General features: G+C 73.8%; 18 protein-coding genes. 7 read left to right on the top strand and 11 right to left on the bottom strand.

What is annotated here, in order from left to right:
• The first annotated feature begins 17 nt into the window (after nt 1-17).
• Nucleotides 18-371: a helix-turn-helix domain-containing protein gene (locus AB0O40_RS30125; RefSeq protein ID WP_365048277.1), complete on the top strand. Its 354-nt coding sequence runs from the start codon at nt 18-20 to the stop codon at nt 369-371.
• A gap of 36 nt (nt 372-407) precedes the next feature.
• On the opposite strand, the gene AB0O40_RS30120 is transcribed toward AB0O40_RS30125, so the two are convergent.
• Complete coding sequence (locus AB0O40_RS30120) at nt 408-623, bottom strand: hypothetical protein (RefSeq protein WP_365048275.1); 216 nt, start codon at nt 621-623, stop codon at nt 408-410.
• Nucleotides 624-724: 101 nt separating this feature from the next.
• Nucleotides 725-1627 carry a LysR substrate-binding domain-containing protein gene (locus AB0O40_RS30115; RefSeq protein ID WP_365048273.1) on the bottom strand — a complete coding sequence of 301 codons (903 nt, stop codon included), beginning with the start codon at nt 1625-1627 and terminating at the stop codon, nt 725-727.
• A gap of 58 nt (nt 1628-1685) precedes the next feature.
• Between AB0O40_RS30115 and AB0O40_RS30110 the strand changes: the two genes are divergently transcribed.
• Nucleotides 1686-2477: an NAD(P)-dependent oxidoreductase gene (locus tag AB0O40_RS30110; protein WP_365048271.1), complete on the top strand. Its 792-nt coding sequence runs from the start codon at nt 1686-1688 to the stop codon at nt 2475-2477.
• An 80-nt stretch (nt 2478-2557) separates the two neighbouring features.
• Here AB0O40_RS30110 and AB0O40_RS30105 read toward each other — a convergent pair whose 3' ends face one another.
• The gene (locus AB0O40_RS30105) at nt 2558-3061 is read right to left on the bottom strand and encodes a hypothetical protein (RefSeq protein ID WP_365048269.1); all 504 of its coding nucleotides are present in this window, start codon (nt 3059-3061) and stop codon (nt 2558-2560) included.
• Nucleotides 3062-3114: 53 nt separating this feature from the next.
• The gene (locus AB0O40_RS30100; protein ID WP_365048267.1) at nt 3115-3693 is read right to left on the bottom strand and encodes a TetR/AcrR family transcriptional regulator; all 579 of its coding nucleotides are present in this window, start codon (nt 3691-3693) and stop codon (nt 3115-3117) included.
• Nucleotides 3694-3852: 159 nt separating this feature from the next.
• On the opposite strand from AB0O40_RS30100, the gene AB0O40_RS30095 reads away from it, so the two are divergent.
• Nucleotides 3853-6315: a glycoside hydrolase family 3 C-terminal domain-containing protein gene (locus AB0O40_RS30095; RefSeq protein ID WP_365048265.1), complete on the top strand. Its 2463-nt coding sequence runs from the start codon at nt 3853-3855 to the stop codon at nt 6313-6315.
• Nucleotides 6316-6404: 89 nt separating this feature from the next.
• On the opposite strand, the gene AB0O40_RS30090 is transcribed toward AB0O40_RS30095, so the two are convergent.
• Nucleotides 6405-7328, bottom strand: coding sequence for an SGNH/GDSL hydrolase family protein (locus AB0O40_RS30090; protein WP_365048263.1), 924 nt, complete (start codon nt 7326-7328; stop codon nt 6405-6407).
• 315 nt (nt 7329-7643) lie between these two features.
• Here AB0O40_RS30090 and AB0O40_RS30085 point away from each other — a divergent pair, with 315 nt between their 5' ends.
• Nucleotides 7644-8138, top strand: a complete 495-nt coding sequence (locus tag AB0O40_RS30085) for a DUF3145 domain-containing protein (protein ID WP_365048261.1) — start codon at nt 7644-7646, stop codon at nt 8136-8138.
• Nucleotides 8139-8212: 74 nt separating this feature from the next.
• On the opposite strand, the gene fabF is transcribed toward AB0O40_RS30085, so the two are convergent.
• From fabF to AB0O40_RS30060, 5 genes are all read right to left on the bottom strand, one after another.
• Entirely contained in the window at nt 8213-9475 is a 1263-nt protein-coding gene (gene fabF / locus AB0O40_RS30080) for a beta-ketoacyl-ACP synthase II (RefSeq protein WP_365048259.1), read from the bottom strand.
• A gap of 77 nt (nt 9476-9552) precedes the next feature.
• Nucleotides 9553-9801: an acyl carrier protein gene (locus tag AB0O40_RS30075; RefSeq protein ID WP_365048257.1), complete on the bottom strand. Its 249-nt coding sequence runs from the start codon at nt 9799-9801 to the stop codon at nt 9553-9555.
• Between the two features lie 63 nt (nt 9802-9864).
• Nucleotides 9865-10860: a ketoacyl-ACP synthase III gene (locus AB0O40_RS30070; protein ID WP_365048255.1), complete on the bottom strand. Its 996-nt coding sequence runs from the start codon at nt 10858-10860 to the stop codon at nt 9865-9867.
• Nucleotides 10861-10879: 19 nt separating this feature from the next.
• Nucleotides 10880-11806, bottom strand: coding sequence for an ACP S-malonyltransferase (locus tag AB0O40_RS30065; protein ID WP_365048253.1), 927 nt, complete (start codon nt 11804-11806; stop codon nt 10880-10882).
• An 89-nt stretch (nt 11807-11895) separates the two neighbouring features.
• Complete coding sequence (locus tag AB0O40_RS30060) at nt 11896-13095, bottom strand: helix-turn-helix domain-containing protein (protein ID WP_365048252.1); 1200 nt, start codon at nt 13093-13095, stop codon at nt 11896-11898.
• Between the two features lie 59 nt (nt 13096-13154).
• Here AB0O40_RS30060 and AB0O40_RS30055 point away from each other — a divergent pair, with 59 nt between their 5' ends.
• Nucleotides 13155-13808 carry a pirin family protein gene (locus tag AB0O40_RS30055; protein ID WP_365048251.1) on the top strand — a complete coding sequence of 218 codons (654 nt, stop codon included), beginning with the start codon at nt 13155-13157 and terminating at the stop codon, nt 13806-13808.
• Nucleotides 13809-13857: 49 nt separating this feature from the next.
• On the opposite strand, the gene AB0O40_RS30050 is transcribed toward AB0O40_RS30055, so the two are convergent.
• Nucleotides 13858-14670 (bottom strand): serine hydrolase domain-containing protein, encoded by an 813-nt coding sequence (locus AB0O40_RS30050; RefSeq protein ID WP_365048250.1) that lies wholly within the window; start codon nt 14668-14670, stop codon nt 13858-13860.
• A gap of 52 nt (nt 14671-14722) precedes the next feature.
• Here AB0O40_RS30050 and AB0O40_RS30045 point away from each other — a divergent pair, with 52 nt between their 5' ends.
• Nucleotides 14723-15100: a MerR family transcriptional regulator gene (locus AB0O40_RS30045; RefSeq protein WP_365048249.1), complete on the top strand. Its 378-nt coding sequence runs from the start codon at nt 14723-14725 to the stop codon at nt 15098-15100.
• A partial coding sequence (locus AB0O40_RS30040; RefSeq protein WP_365048248.1) for an aldo/keto reductase occupies nt 15097-15422 on the top strand: 326 nt, incomplete at its 3' end. The genes AB0O40_RS30045 and AB0O40_RS30040, both read left to right, overlap by 4 nt.

Raw genomic sequence — 15422 nt, 5'->3', positions numbered from 1 at the left:
GGTCAGAAGGGGGCGCGATGAGCCGGGCGGTCAGGCCGGGGGCGGGGCACTGCGGCATCGAGGCGGCGGTGCAGGTCATCGAGGGCAAGTGGAAGGTCGTCATCCTCTGGGCCCTGGGGGAGGAGGCGCCGTGCCGCTTCGGCGTTCTGCGCCGGCTGCTGCCGGGCGTGACGGAGAAGGTCCTCACGGCCCAGCTGCGCGAGTTGGAGGCGGACGGGATCGTGCACCGCGAGGTCCATGACGAGGTGCCGCCGCGCGTGGAGTACTCGCTCACGCCGCTCGGGCGCGAACTGGGCGAGGCCCTGGCCCCGTTGGGAGCCTGGGGGCAGCGCCACCTGATCGACGCGGCGGCGGGGGCGGCCGGAGCGTGAGTCGGGTCCGGGGGGCTGGGCGCCCCCCGGAGCCGGTCAGCCCCGGAAGCCGTCCGCGACCGGCGGGGTGACCCGGTGGTAGGCCATCGGGTGGTCGCCCGCGTTGTGGTGGGCCGCGACGTCCCGCCGGGCGTGGTCGGCCGCCAGGTCCTCGAGGTCCCGCGTCCGCCGGTGCTGCCGGCGCGCGATCACCACGACGGCCGCCGCGGCCGCCGCCAGCATCGCCCCGAGCAGAAGTGCTGTGGTGAGCATGTCGTTACCCCCTGTGCGTCGGGCCCGTGGTCAGCGGGCCGCCTGTGCTGAGCGTAATGATCCCTCCGGCGACCGCAAGAGCCCCCCGCGTCACAGCACCGCTACAACGCCAGGGCCGCCGCCCCGGACTGCAGGAGCGTCAGCAGGGCCGCCGCGGGCGGTGACGGGTCCAGCCCGCGCGGTGTGGCCGCGAACACCCGGCGGCAGGGCAGGTCCTCGGCGGACACCGGCACCAGCACCAGGTCCGGCCGGACCGCCCCGGCGGCCAGCGCGGGCAGCACCGTGATCCCCAGACCGGCCGCCACGAAGCCCTGCTTGGCGGTCCAGTCGTTGACCCGGAAGGCAACCCGGGGCCGGAAGCCGGCCGCCAACGCCGGTGCCATCAGAGTCTGTTCGGGTCGTACGTCGCCCTCGATCCAGTCCTCCTCCGCCAGTTCGGCCAGTCGCAGCGGCTCCCGCCGGCCGGCGAGGCGGTGCCCCCGGGGCAGCGCCACGTACATCGGCTCCGCCAGCAGCGGGTGCAACTCCGGTCCGTCCAGGGGCCGTCCGGCCGGTGTGCTCACCACGGCGATGTCCAGCCGCCCCTCGGCCAGCAGGGTGAGGTGGCGGGCCGTGGGGCCCTCCGCGTGCTCGACCGCGACGCCCGGGTGCCGCTCGCGGAACGCGGCCACCGCCCGCGGCACGAGCGTCACGTCCGCCGCGGCGAAGGCCCCCACCCGCAGGGTGCCGCCGCCCAGCGAGCGCAGCGCGCCCAGCTCGGCCCGGGCCGCCTTCAGCCGGTCCCGGACGGCCTCCGCGTGCGGCAGCAGCACCCGGCCCGCCTCGGTGAGCCGCACCCCGCGCGGCAGCCGGTCGAAGAGCGGCGCGCCCCACTCGTCCTCCAGGGCCTGGACCTGCCGGGAGACGGCCGACTGCGTGTACCCCAGCGAGGCGGCGGCCGCCGTGAAGGAGCCGGCCCGGGCCACGCGCAGGAAGACCTCGTACCGTCCATGCGGTTCTGACATGGCAGCCATGCTAGACATTCGCTTGTCGCATGCCTGGCCCGCCCCTAGCGTCGGGGGCATGGAAAAGATCGCCTTTCTCGGCCTCGGCAGCATGGGCCTCCCGATGGCCCGTCACCTCCTGTCCGCCGGCTACCCGTTGACCGTCTGGAACCGTACGGCCGGCAAGGCCGCGCCGCTGGCCGGGGCGGGTGCGGCGGTGGCCGCGACGCCCGCCGAGGCGGTCCGGGACGCGGACCTCGTCATCACGATGCTGGCCGACCCGGCGGCCGCGCTGGCCGTCGCCGATGCGCTGGTGCCGGCGCTGCGGCCGGGGGTCCACTGGATCGACACCTCGACCGTCGGCCCCGACACGGTCCGCGAGCTCGCCGGCCGGCTGCCGGAAGGGGTCACCCTCACCGACGCGCCCGTCATGGGCAGCGTGGACCGGGCCGCCACCGGCGACCTGTGGGTGCTGGCGGGCGGGCCCCGCCCCGAGCCGGTCGCGACCGTGCTGGCCCGGCTCGGGCAGGTCACCGACTGCGGACCGGACACGGGTGCGGGCGCCGCGCTGAAGCTGGTGCTGATCAACGCGGTCATCGGCGGGGTCGCCCTGACCGTCGAGGCCCTGCGGCTGGGCCGGGCCCTCGGCCTGCCCGAGGACCTGGTGCGCACCGAGCTCGGCAAGGGCCCGTTGGCCGGGGCCCTGGCCCGCACCTTCGCCGAAGGCGCCCACTTCCCGGTCGAACTGGCCGCCAAGGACGTCTCCCTGGCCACCGCCACCGCCCCGCTCCCCATCCTGGACGCGGTCCGCGCGGAGCTGCTGGCCCGCCCGGACCTGAGCCGCCGAGACCTGTCGGCGCTGCGGGGCTGAGGGCGAGGGGCCCCACACACCACGGACGGCCCCGAAGCCCCGCAGTGGGGCCCCACACACCACGAACGGCCGGGCCGCCCTCAGTGCGCCAAGGCCTTCACCAAGGCGACGGCCGTGCCGATGGCCGCGTCGAGGGCGCCGCCCAGGAGGGCTGCCGCGGCCGAGCCGCCCATCCGCAGGCCTCCGAAGCAGCCCCACGCGAACAGGCCCGCCACGTTCACCCAGGCCGCCGTCAGCAGCGCGGCGTGCAGCGTCATCAGCCCCAGCCCGGCCGCGCCGACCAGCAGCAGCGGCCCCGCCGCGGACAGCAGCAGCGGGCTGCTGACGTACAGCATCCGGCGCAGCTCCCGGGCGGAGGTCCGGCCGCCGGAGACCACCCGGTGGGCCTGTTCGTCGGCGACCAGGCTGGCCAGCCAGAGGCCGACGGAGGTCGCCCCGACCGCCGCGGCGGCCCCCGGGGCGTCGGCGTGCGCCGCGTAGGCCAGGCCGATCACCACCGAGATCATCGTGATGGTCGCGTACAGCCGCTCCTTGAGGCGGGCCGCGGCGAGCTGCGGTTCGGGTACGGGCCCCTGGTGCGCCATGCGCCACACGTTAGGGCGGCCGCGCCCCGGGGCCGGGTACCGCCGCGCGCGGCTCAGTCGTCCGCCGGACCGCCGTGCAGCAGGGTCAGGAAGTCGCGGAAGGCGCCCGGCATGTCGACCGAGGCCGGGTCCAGCAGCCACTGGTACTGGAGGCCGTCCATCACGGCCGTCAGCAGCGGGGCGGCCCGCTCGGGGGTGAGCCCCGACGGCAGCCGGGGCCCGTACTCGGCGCGCAGCACCGCGGCCATCTCGGCCCGCACCTGCCCGTAGCGGTGGGTGAAGAACTCCCGCGCCGGGTGCTCGTCGGTGACCGACTCGCCCAGCAGCGCCGAGAAGGTCTGCACGATCCCCGGCCGCATCGCGTTGTACTCCACCAGCGAGGCGAGCAGGTCCAGCCGCCAGCTCTGCCCGTCCCGCGCGCCGCCCCCGGTGTCCCACCGGTCGCGCTCCTCCAGGACGGCGACCAGCAGCGCCTCCTTGGACGGGAAGTAGTGCAGCACGCCCTGCTGGGTGAGGCCCACCCGCTCGGCCACCGCCCCCAGCGACGCGCCCCGGAAGCCGCGCTCGGCGATCACCTCGACGGCCGCCTGCAGGATCTCCCCGCGCCGCTCCTCGCTCCTGGCCCTGGCCATGGCCCCCGCCACCCCTTTCCGTAGTCCGTCCCGGAGACCGTACGCCATCGGCCCACCGGGAAAAGATGTCACGAAAAGGTTACGTCACCTACCGACCAACAGGTAGGTGGGTGCACGATGGGGCCAGCCCACCAGACTTTCAACGAGGAGGTACGGCCCGTGGCCCGCACGCCCGACACCCAGGCCGACCAGGCACGCGCGGACGCCGTAGAGGCGGCGCTCGGCAAGCTCGATCTCGACACCAAGGCCCGCCTGCTGGCCGGCAAGGACATGTGGTCCCTGCCCGCCCTCCCCGAGATCGGGCTGGCCTCCGTCGTGATGTCCGACGGCCCCGTCGGCGTCCGGGGCGTCCGCTGGACGGCCGACGACCCCTCGGTCGCGCTGCCCTCGCCCACCGCCCTGGCCGCCGCCTGGGACCCGGAGCTGGCCCGCCGGGCCGGCCGGCTGCTCGCCCAGGAGGCCCGCCGCAAGGGCGTGCACGTCCTGCTCGCCCCCACCGTCAACCTGCACCGCAGCCCGCTCGGCGGCCGGCACTTCGAGTGCTACTCCGAGGACCCGTACCTGACCGGCGAGATCGCGAGCGGCTACGTCAACGGCGTCCAGGAGGGCGGGGTCGCCACCACCGTCAAGCACTTCGTCGGCAACGACGCGGAGACAGACCGCTTCACCGTCGACAACCTCATCGCCCCCCGGCCGCTGCGCGAGCTGTACCTGGCCCCCTTCGAGGCCGTGGTCGAGAACGCCCACCCCTGGGGCATCATGACCGCCTACAACAAGATCAACGGCACGACCATGACCGAGCACCGCTACCTGGTGAACGAGGTCCTGCGCGGCGAGTGGGGCTTCGACGGCTTCAACGTCTCGGACTGGATGGCCGCCCGCTCCACCACCGGCGACATCGCCGGCGGCATGGACGTGGCCATGCCCGGCCCCCAGACCGTCTACGGACCCGCCCTCGCCGCGGCCGTCCGGGCCGGCGAGGCCGCCGAGGCCGACGTCGACGCCGCGGTGCGCAACGTCCTGCGGCTGGCCGCCCGGGTCGGCGCTCTGGAAGGCGCCCCGCCGGTGGTCGCCGACCCGCCCGCCGGCATCGACGGCCAGGCGCTGGCCCGCGAACTGGCCCGCCGCGGCTTCGTCCTGGTCCGCAACGAGCCGGACGCCGCGGGCGCCCCGGTCCTGCCGCTGGCCGCCGGCGGCACCGTCGCCCTGCTCGGCGCCGCCGCCCGCGACGCCCGGATCCTGGGCGGCGGCTCGGCCACCGTCTTCCCCGAGCGGGTCCTCTCCCCGCTCGACGGGCTGACCGCCGCACTGCCGGAGGGCGCCCTGACCTTCGTGGTCGGCGCCGACCCCAGCGACGAACTCACCCCCGCCGACCAGGGCTTCACCCTGCGCGCCATCTGCCGGGACGCGGCCGGCGCGGTCCTGGGCGAGGGCAGCCTGCCCAGCGGCCAGGTCCAGTGGATCGGCGACGACCTGCCCGCCGGGGTCGGCTACGACACCCTCGCCACCGTCGAGGTCACCGGCACCTTCGTGCCCCGCGAGAGCGGCGAGCACGCCTTCGGCACCCGGGGCCTGGGCGCCTTCGAGCTCACCGTCGACGGCGTCCCGCTCTGGTCCGGCGTCCAGGGGATCGGCGCGGAGGCCGACCCCTTCGAGGCCTTCTTCGGCGCCCCCAGCGAGCGCGGCCGGGTCACCCTCACCGCGGGCGAGCCGGTCACCGTCTCGCTGCTCTACACCGCGCCGGACCTGTCGGCGGCCCCGCTCAAGGCGCTGATGTTCTCCTTCCTGCACCTCGGGCCGCAGCAGGACCCCGACCTGCTGATCGCCGAGGCGGCCGAGGCCGCCCGGGCCGCCGACACGGCGGTCGTGGTGGTCGCCACCACCGAGCGGGTCGAGTCCGAGGGCTTCGACCGCACCGACCTGCGGCTGCCCGGCCGCCAGGACGACCTGGTCCGCGCGGTGGCCGCGGCCAACCCGCGCACCGTCGTGGTGGTCAACGCCGGCTCCCCGGTCGAACTGCCCTGGCGCGAGGAGGTGGCCGCGGTGCTGCTCGGCTGGTTCCCGGGCCAGGAGGGCGGCGCGGCCCTGGCCGACGTGCTGCTCGGCGCCGCCGAGCCCGGCGGCCGGCTACCCACCACCTGGCCGGCGGCCCTGGCCGACGCGCCGGTCACCGAGGTGGCCCCCACCGACGGCGTCCTGAGCTACGACGAGGGCGTCTTCATCGGCTACCGCGCCTGGGAGCGGGCCGGCACCGCGCCGGCGTACTGCTTCGGCCACGGCCTCGGCTACACGGACTGGACGTACGAGTCCCTGGAGGCCGCGCCCGGCACCGCCCGGGTCCGGCTGCGCAACACCGGCGACCGGCCCGGCCGCGAGGTCGTGCAGGTCTACCTCGCCCCCGCCGGGGACCCGGCGGGCCGGCCGGCCCGCTGGCTGGCGGCCTTCGCCGGGGTCGAGGCGGGCCCCGGCGAGAGCGTCGAGGTCGAGATCGGGCTGCCGGCCCGGGCCTTCGAGATCTGGGACGAGACCGCGGGCGGCTGGACGCAGGTGCCCGGCGGCTACCGGGTGCAGGTCGGGCGCTCGGTGGCCGACATCCGGCTGAGCGCGGCGCTGGAGGTCTGACCTCGACGCGACACCCCCGAGAACCGGAGCCGGGGGGCGGGTCCTGACACCCGCCCCCCGGCCCCCGTACGTCCGGCCTCACCTACGGCTCAGCCCGACGGCGGTCTGGCCGCGGTCACCTGACGGTGGGCCAGTTCGGCCAGTCGGGCCTGGCCGTCCTTGCCCGGGTGGAACCAGTCCCAGCGGCTCAACTGCGTGGCGGTGAAGGGGTACCGGAAGACCGCGCCGCCGTCGTACCGGCACAGCGGGTCCTTGCCGCACACGTCCTTCAGCACCCGGTTGTACGCCTCCACCCGGGTGCGCACCGCCTGACGGCGCGTCACCGCCGGGGTGTCCAGGGCCTCCGGGTCCGCCAGCATCGAGGGGCAGACGCCCAGCTTCCAGATCTGCCGGCCCAGCGGGCTGCCCCGGCCCTGCTCCCACAGGCGCAGCAGGTCCGGCACGCTGGAGACGTACACCTGGGTCCGCGGCAGCGTGCTGCGCAGTTCCTTGAGGGCGCGCTCGAAGTCCGCGCGGAAGGCCGCGACCGGGGTCATGGCGCGGGCGCTGGCCCGGCAGGCGTCGTTGGAGCCCGCCATCACGGTCACCAGTTCCGGCCGCCGCTCGACGGCCGCCTCCATCTGGCCGGGCAGGTCGGCCATCCGGGCGCCGGTGCGGGCGAAGTTCCAACTGCTGCCGGCGGCCTTGGCGTCGCCCAGCAGTCGGCTGGCGAGGGAGTGCACGGCCGGGTCGTTGCCGGTCGCCCAGGAGGCCTCCGGACAGTCCGCCAGGACCGAACAGGCGTCGAAACCACGGGTGATGGAGTCACCCACAGCGGCGATGGAGGAAGGATTCGCCTTCCACTGGGGAGTGGTTTTCCGCTCCGGCCGCGTGGCGGACTGGCCGCCCCGGCCGCTGCCGTCGCCGCCGTCCCCGGCCGAGCACCCGGAGACCGCCCCGACCAGCACGAGCAGGCCCGCGGCGGCCCCCGCGAGGGCCGTCCGGCCCGGCCGGTGCCTCGTCGTGTTCCCCATGGCCAGGTCCCCTCCCGTGCCGCCGGGTCGTCACCCGGGGCGTCCTGCTGAGTGAAAGCTCGGTGTTTCCGGTCCTTTGGACCGACCGTACGTCACACCTGGGGGCCCGGCGCACGGTAGCTTTTCCCCGTGGCGATTCAGCCGCACATTCCCAGTGGCGCAATGTCAGATCTATTCCGGTACATTACATCACGTCACATACTGTCCGTTTTCAGGAGATTCACTCCCGATGTCGTTTACCATGGGTGACCTCGGGAGCGGCACTGGTACGGGGCCGCCGGGGAAGGCGAACCTCGTCCCACACTGGAGGTCCCGGTGACGACACGTGGAGTCCTGTACGTGCACTCCGCACCGCGCGCGCTCTGCCCGCACGTGGAATGGGCGGTTGCGGGCGTGCTCGGAGTGCGGGTGAACCTCGACTGGATCAGACAGCCCGCCTCACCGGGCACCTGGCGCGCCGAGTTCTCCTGGCAGGCCGAGGCGGGTACGGCCTCCCGGCTCGCCTCCGCCCTGCGCGGCTGGCACATGCTGCGCTTCGAGGTCACCGCCGAGCCCTGCGCCACCGCCGAGGGCGAGCGCTACAGCTCCACCCCCGAACTGGGCATCTTCCACGCCGTCACCGGACTGCACGGCGACATCCTGATCCCCGAGGACCGGCTGCGCGCGGCCCTGGCCCGGGCCGCCGGCGGCGAGACCGACCTGGAGGCGGAGATCACCCGGCTGCTCGGCAAGCCCTGGGACGACGAGCTCGAGCCCTTCCGGTACGCGGGCGAGGGCGCCCCGGTCCGCTGGCTCCACCAGGTCGTCTGAGCCGCGCCACCCACGACGCAGCAGGGCCCGCCCGGTCGGAACCGGGCGGGCCCTGCTGCGTGGTACGCGTCGGATCAGACGGAGCGGAACGCCAGCGTGACGTTGTGGCCGCCGAAGCCGAAGGAGTTGTTGATCGCGACGATCTCGCCGTCGGGGAGCTTGCGCGGCTCGTCGCGGACGATGTCCGCCTCGATGTCGTCGTCGAGCTCGTCGACGTTGATCGTCGGCGGGGCCAGCCGGTTGTACAGGGCCAGCACGGTCGCGACGGTCTCGATGCCGCCGGCGCCGCCCAGCAGGTGACCGGTCATCGACTTGGTGGCGGAGATGGCCACGTGGTCGAGGTCGTCGCCGAGGACCTTGCGCAGGGCCTTCAGCTCCGCGGTGTCGCCCTGCGGGGTGGAGGTGGCGTGCGCGTTGAGGTGCACGACCTCGGAGGGCTTCAGGCCGGTGTTGTCGAGCAGGTTCTGCACCGCGGCGGCGACGCCCCGGCCGGTCGGCTCGGGCTGCGCGATGTGGTGGCTGTCGGCCGACAGGCCCTGGCCCAGCACCTCGCAGTAGACGCGGGCACCGCGCGCGGCGGCGTGCTCGGCGGACTCGAGGACCACGACGCCCGCGCCCTCGCCGAGGACGAAGCCGTCCCGGCCCTTGTCGTACGGGCGGGAGGCCTTCTCGGGCTCGTCGTTGTTCTTCGACATCGCCATCATGTTGGCGAAGGCCGCGATGGGCAGCGGGTGGATGGCCGCCTCGGTGCCGCCGGCCACGACCACGTCGGCCCGGCCGGTACGGATCATCTCGACGGCGTAGCCGATCGCCTCGGCGCCGGACGCGCAGGCGCTGACCGGGGTGTGCACGCCCGCCTGGGCGTTCACCTCCAGGCCGACGTTCGCGGACGGGCCGTTCGGCATGAGCATGGGGACGGTGTGCGGGGAGACCCGGCGCACGCCCTTGTCCTTGAGGACGTCGTACTGGTCCAGCAGGGTGGTCACGCCGCCGATGCCGGAGGCGATGACGGTGCCCAGGCGCTCGGGCGCGATGGCCGCGTCCTCGCCCGCCGGGGCGGTGTAGCCGGCGTCGGCCCAGGCCTCGCGGGCCGCGATCACCGCGAACTGCGCGGAGCGGTCCAGCTTGCGGGCCAGCGGGCGGGGGAGCACCTCGCTCGGGTCGACGGCGACCGGAGCGGCGATGCGGACCGGGAGGTCGGCAAAGCGCTCGCCCTCCAGGGGCTTGACCCCGGAACGGCCGGCGAGCAGGCCTTCCCAGGTCGACGCGCTGTCGCCACCCAGCGGAGTGGTGGCGCCGATACCGGTGACGACCACGGTGCGATTGGTCGGGCTCACAGGAATTCTTTCTCCACGTGTAAGAGGGTGCTGAATTGTCACGGCGCCACCGCCGGGTGGCGACAAGCGCAGGTCGATCAGGCCTGGTGCTTCAGGATGTAGTCCGCGGCGTCGCCGACGGTCTTCAGGTTCTTGACGTCCTCGTCCGGGATCTTGACGTCGAAGCGCTCTTCGGCGGCCACGACGACCTCGACCATGGACAGCGAGTCGACGTCCAGGTCGTCGGTGAAGGACTTGTCGAGCTGGACGTCCTCGGTCGGGATGCCCGCGATCTCGTTGACGATGTCGGCGAGACCCTCGACGATCTCTTCCTGGGTGAAGGCCATTTGGCGCTCCTTCGATAGCTGTGTGAGTGGTGGTGTGGCGGGTGTCCGGGGGACCCGGAGTGCCTAGGGGAGAGTAACGACCGTCGCGGCGTAGACCAGACCCGCCCCGAAGCCGATGACGAGCGCGGTGTCGCCGCTCTTCGCCGCTCCGGTCGCCAGGAGCCGCTCCATGGCGAGCGGGATCGAGGCGGCCGAGGTGTTGCCGGTGGTTTCGATGTCACGGGCGACCGTGACGTGCTCCGGCAGCTTCAAAGTCTTCACCATCGAGTCGATGATCCGCATGTTTGCCTGGTGCGGGATGAAGACGTCCAGGTCGTCGGCCGAGATGCCGGCCGCGTCCAGGGCCTGCTGGGCGACCTTGGCCATCTCGAAGACGGCCCAGCGGAAGACCGCCTGGCCCTCCTGCGTGATGGCCGGAAAACGGTCGCCGCTCTGGTACTTGTCCCAGGGCACGGTCTGCTTGATGGTCTCGGACTTGTCGCCCTCGGAGCCCCACACCGTCGGACCGATCGCCGGTTCCTCGGAGGGACCGACCACCACGGCTCCCGCACCGTCGCCGAAGAGGAAGGCCGTCGCGCGGTCCTCCAGGTCGGTCAGGTCCGAGAGCCGCTCCACGCCGATGACCAGTACGTACTGCGCGGAACCCTCGACGACCAGGCCCTTGGCCAGGGTCAGGCCGTAGCCGAAGCCGGCGCAGCCGGCGGAGATGTCGAACGCGGCCGGCTTGACTGCGCCGATCCGGTCGGCGATCTCCGTCGCCACCGCGGGGGTCTGCTTGAAGTGCGAGACGGTCGACACGATCACGGCGCCGATCTGCTCCGCGGAGACACCGGCGTCGGCCAGGGCCTTGCCGGAGGCCTCCACGGACATGGCCGCGACGGTCTCCTCCGGCGAGGCCCAGTGGCGGGTCGCGATGCCGGAGCGGGAACGGATCCACTCGTCGGACGAGTCGATCGTCTCGAGGATCACCTCATTGGGCACGACCCGGGTCGGACGGTAGCCGCCGACCCCGAGGATGCGGGCGTACGGGGAGCCCTTGGCAGGCTTGATCTTCGACATGCGGTGGGGGCTCCTTCTCTCAGGCCGTCTGCTCGGCCGCGTGCTCGGCGACGAACTCGGCGGCCTTCTCCAGGTCGTCCGGGGTCTTCAGCGCCAGCGTGGCCACGCCCGGCAGGGCGCGCTTGGCCAGACCCGTCAGCGTGCCGCCGGGGCAGACCTCGAGCAGGCCGGTGACCCCGAGCTTGCCGAAGGTCTCCATGCAGAGGTCCCAGCGGACCGGGTTGGCGACCTGGCCGACCAGCCGGGCGACGACGTCGGCGCCCGTGGTCACGACCTGGCCGTCCTTGTTCGACACGTACGCGAGCGCCGGGTCCGCCGGGGCCAGGCCCTCGGCCGCCGCCGCCAGCTTCGCCACCGCGGGCTGCATGTGGTGCGTGTGGAAGGCCCCCGCGACCTTGAGGGGGACGACCTTGCGGGTGCCCTCGGGCTTGTCCTCCACGAGGGCGGCGATCTGCTCGGCGGTGCCGGCGGCCACGATCTGGCCCGCGCCGTTGATGTTCGCCGGGGTCAGACCCAGCTTCTCCAGGTGCGGGAGGACGACCTCCGGCTCGCCGCCGAGGAGCGCGGCCATGCCGGTCTCGGTGACGGCCGCGGCCTCGGCCATGGCCAGGCCGCGGGTGCGGACCAGGCGCAGCGCCGCGGTGTCGTCCAGGACACCGGCGTACGCGGCCGCGGTGATCTCGCCGACGCTGTGGCCGGCGACGGCGCCGGGGGTGACGGCCCCCAGCGCGGAAGCGGAGAGCAGGCCGGCCGCCACGAGCAGCGGCTGGGCCACGGCCGTGTCGCGGATCTCGTCCGCGTCGGCCTTCGTGCCGTAGTGCGCGAGGTCCAGATCGATGGCCTCGGACCAGGCGGCGAGCCGGTCGGCGGCGCCGGGAAGGTCGAGCCAGGGGGTCAGGAAGCCGGGCGTCTGAGCGCCTTGGCCGGGAGCGACGAGTACGAGCACTCTCACACTCTCTCTTGTCGGCGGTCTCCCCCGCCCGTGGGGACAGGGACGAAGAACCGGTGGGCTAATTGTTGATGTCCAACAAAAGGCTAGGACTGCGTGTCGCCATCGGCCAGACGCCCGAGGATCAGCGCGATCCGCAGGGTGAACGCGGAACGCACATCCGAAGGCGACCAACCGGTGACGTCGGTCACACGTCGTAGCCGGTAGCGCACGGTGTTCGGGTGTACGAAGAGCATCCGTGCAGCTCCCTCAAGACTGCTCGCCTGCTCCAGATAGACGCTCAAGGTTTCCAGGAGCGCCGAGCCGGCTTCCTCCAGCGGTCTGTAGATCTCCTCCACCAGCTGCTCGCGCGCGGCGGGGTCTCCGGCGATCGCGCGCTCCGGCAGCAGATCGTCCGCCAGCACCGGGCGGGGGGCGTCCTGCCAGGCCGAGCAGGCCTTGAGGCCGGCCGCCGCGGCCTGCGCGGAGCGGGTGGCCGCCAGCAGGTCCGGCACCACCGGCCCGGCCACCACCGGACCGGCCGCGAACGGCCCGATCAGCGCCTTGGCCACCTGGACCGGGTTGTCGCTGCCACCCGCGATGACCACCAGCCGGTCGCCCAGCACACCCGTCAGGACCTGCACCTTCGCCTGCCGGGAGGCCCGCCGGATGGCCTCGACGGTCAGCTCGCTGTCCCCGTCGGGGGCGGTGCCCAGCACCACGCAGACGTGGTCCGGGGAGTTCCAGCCCAGGGCCGCGGCCCGGGAGAGCGCGCCCTCGTCGGCCTCGCCCGAGAGCACCGCGTTGACCACCAGGGACTCCAGGCGGGCGTCCCAGGCGCCACGGGCCTCCGCGGCCTGCGCGTACACCTGCGCGGTGGCGAAGGCGATCTCCCGCGCGTACACCAGCAGCGCCTCGCGCAGGATCGACTCGTCGCCCGGGGCCGCGACCTCCTCGATCGCGGCCTCCATGACCTCGATCGTCGTACGGACCATCTCCACGGTCTGGCGCAGGGTGATGGCCCTGGTCAGCTCGCGGGGGGCGGTGCCGAAGACGTCGGTGGAGATGGCCTGGGGGGTCTCCGGGTGCCGGAACCACTCGGTGAAGGCCGCGATGCCGGCCTGGGCGACCAGGCCGATCCACGACCGGTTCTCCGGCGGCATCGCCCGGTACCAGGGCAGCGCCTCGTCCATGCGCGCGATGGCGTTGGCGGCGAGACGTCCGGAGGACTTCTCCAGCCGTCGCAGTGTCGCGGCATGCGGGTGGTCGGGGTGCGCGGGGAGATGCTCACGATCGGGTTCTGGCACGGGACAAGACTGCCTTATCCGGGCGCCCCTCCGGAGCCCCGGGGTCTACCGTGGCCCCCATGATTGATGTGCGGCGCGGTGCGGACCGGTATCCGGGCGGGGACGCGGAGGCCGGTATCGGCACCCGGCACGCCTTCTCCTTCGGGAGCTTCTACGATCCGGACAATCTTCGCTTCGGGGCGGTCCTGGCGTGCAACGAGGAGAGCCTGGCGCCCGGCGCCGGTTTCGAGGAGCACCCGCACAGCCACACCGAGATCGTCACCTGGGTCACCGAGGGCGTGCTCACGCACCGTGACAGCACCGGGCACGCCACGGAGGTCCGGGCCGGGGACGTCCAGCGGCTCGGCTCCGGCGCCGGCGTACGGCACGTCGAGCGCAACGACGGCGAGGCTCCGCTGCGTTTCGTGCAGATGTGGCTCGCCCCTGTGGAGCCGGGCGGGGATCCCTCGTACGAGATCGTCCGCGGGATCGCGGACAGCACGCCCTACGCGGTCCCGGCGGCCGGCGCGGTGCTGCACGTGCGCCGGCTCGCCGCCGGCGGGCGGACGGCGGTGCCGGCCGCCCCGCGGGTGTACGTCCACGTGGTCCGCGGGGAGCACGCGCTCGGCGGGGCGGTGCTCGGCCCCGGGGACTCGGCCCGGATCACCGGGCCGGCCGAGCTGGAGCTCGCCGCCCGGACCCCGGGGGAGCTGCTGATGTGGGAACTCGCCTAGCGGGCCGCCGGCTTGAGGGTCCGTCAGCGGACTCCGTCAGCGGACTCCGTCAGCGGAGTTCGGCGAGGACCGCGTCCGTGAAGGGCGGCCAGGCCTCGACGGCCCAGGGGCCGAAGGCGCGGTCGGCCAGGGCCACGCAGGCCGCCCGGGCGTCCGGGTCGACCCACAGGAAGGTGCCGGCCTGGCCGAAGTGGCCGAAGGTCCGCGGCGAGGAGGAGGCGCCCGTCCAGTGCGGGGACTTGCCGTCCCGGATCTCCACGCCCAGCCCCCAGTCGTTGGGCGACTGGTGGCCGTAGCCCGGCAGGACGCCCTTGAGGCCCGGGTACGCCACCGAGGTCGCCTCGGCGACCGTCCGCGGGTCGAGCAGCCGGGGCGCCTGCAGCTCGGCGGCGAAGCGCACCAGGTCCGCCACGGTCGAGACGCCGTCCTTGGCGGGGGAGCCTTCCAGGGTGGTGGCGGTCATCCCCAGCGGCTCCAGCACCGCCTGGTGCAGGTACTCGGCGAAGGGGATGTCGGTGGCCTTGGCGATGTGGTCGCCCAGCGCCTCGAAGCCGGCGTTGGAGTACAGCCGCCGCTCCCCGGGCGGGGCCATCACCCGGTGCTCGTCGAAGGCGAGCCCGCTGGTGTGCGCGAGCAGGTGCCGGACCGTGGCACCCTCGGGACCGGCCGGTTCGTCCAGCTCGATCGCGCCTTCCTCGTACGCGACCAGGGCGGCGTACGCGGTCAGCGGCTTGGTGACGGAGGCCAGCGGGAAGCGGTGGTCCACCGGGCCGTGGGTACCGGCGACGGTGCCGTCCGCCCGGACGACCGCCGCGGCGGCGGTGGGCACGGGCCAGGTCTCGATGATGCGCAGGCTCTCCATGCCGTCGAGCCTACTTGCTTGGAGTGCACTCCAAGTCTTTAGCGTGGGGACCATGAACCTGACCGAGACCCGGTACACGATCAGCGAGGTGGCGGAGCGCACCGGACTGACCGCGCACACCCTGCGCTGGTACGAGCGCATCGGGCTGATGCCGCACGTGGACCGGTCCCACTCCGGACAGCGCCGCTTCAGCGACAAGGACCTCGACTGGCTCGCCTTCGTCGGCAAGCTGCGCGCCACCGGCATGGCCGTGGCGGACATGGTCCGGTACGCGGAGCTGGTCCGCGAGGGCGCGCACACCGTCGACGAGCGGCGGGAGCTGCTGGAGCGGACCCGCCGCGAGGTGGCGGCCCGGATCGACGAGCTGACGGACGCGCTGGCGGTTCTCGACTACAAGATCGGCATCTACGGCGGGAAGGCACGGCCATGACGGAGCGGCAGAGCAGGATCGGCACGGCGGAACTCGGCACCGGCGGCCCGGTGGTCGGTGTCCAGGGCCTGGGCTGCATGGGCATGAGCGAGTTCTACGGCGACACCGACGAGGCGGCGGCGCGGGACACCCTGGAGGCGGCGCTCGAGGCCGGTGTCACCCTCTTCGACACCGCCGACATCTACGGCCGCGGGGCCAACGAGGAGTTCCTGGCCCCGTTCGTGGCCGCGCACCGCGACGAGATCGTGCTCGCGACCAAGTTCGCCGTCGAGCGCACCGACGACCCGCGGTACCGGGGCGTCCGCAACGACCGGACGTACAT

The organism is Streptomyces sp. NPDC089919 (assembly GCF_040684615.1).
GTDB lineage: Bacteria > Actinomycetota > Actinomycetes > Streptomycetales > Streptomycetaceae > Streptomyces.
The sequence above is the reverse complement of the archived record's forward strand: the minus strand, read 5'-3'. Positions and strand labels throughout refer to the sequence as shown.

Coding starts and splice junctions, on each gene's coding strand:
- AB0O40_RS30110 (WP_365048271.1), top strand. CDS start 1,686: ATGGAAAAGATCGCCTTTCTCGGCCTCGGCAGCATGGGCCTCCCGATG.
- AB0O40_RS30045 (WP_365048249.1), top strand. CDS start 14,723: ATGAACCTGACCGAGACCCGGTACACGATCAGCGAGGTGGCGGAGCGC.
- AB0O40_RS30050 (WP_365048250.1), bottom strand. CDS start 14,670: ATGGAGAGCCTGCGCATCATCGAGACCTGGCCCGTGCCCACCGCCGCC.
- AB0O40_RS30055 (WP_365048251.1), top strand. CDS start 13,155: ATGATTGATGTGCGGCGCGGTGCGGACCGGTATCCGGGCGGGGACGCG.
- AB0O40_RS30090 (WP_365048263.1), bottom strand. CDS start 7,328: ATGGGGAACACGACGAGGCACCGGCCGGGCCGGACGGCCCTCGCGGGG.
- AB0O40_RS30120 (WP_365048275.1), bottom strand. CDS start 623: ATGCTCACCACAGCACTTCTGCTCGGGGCGATGCTGGCGGCGGCCGCG.
- AB0O40_RS30115 (WP_365048273.1), bottom strand. CDS start 1,627: ATGTCAGAACCGCATGGACGGTACGAGGTCTTCCTGCGCGTGGCCCGG.
- AB0O40_RS30070 (WP_365048255.1), bottom strand. CDS start 10,860: ATGTCGAAGATCAAGCCTGCCAAGGGCTCCCCGTACGCCCGCATCCTC.
- AB0O40_RS30075 (WP_365048257.1), bottom strand. CDS start 9,801: ATGGCCTTCACCCAGGAAGAGATCGTCGAGGGTCTCGCCGACATCGTC.
- AB0O40_RS30105 (WP_365048269.1), bottom strand. CDS start 3,061: ATGGCGCACCAGGGGCCCGTACCCGAACCGCAGCTCGCCGCGGCCCGC.
- AB0O40_RS30100 (WP_365048267.1), bottom strand. CDS start 3,693: ATGGCCAGGGCCAGGAGCGAGGAGCGGCGCGGGGAGATCCTGCAGGCG.
- AB0O40_RS30125 (WP_365048277.1), top strand. CDS start 18: ATGAGCCGGGCGGTCAGGCCGGGGGCGGGGCACTGCGGCATCGAGGCG.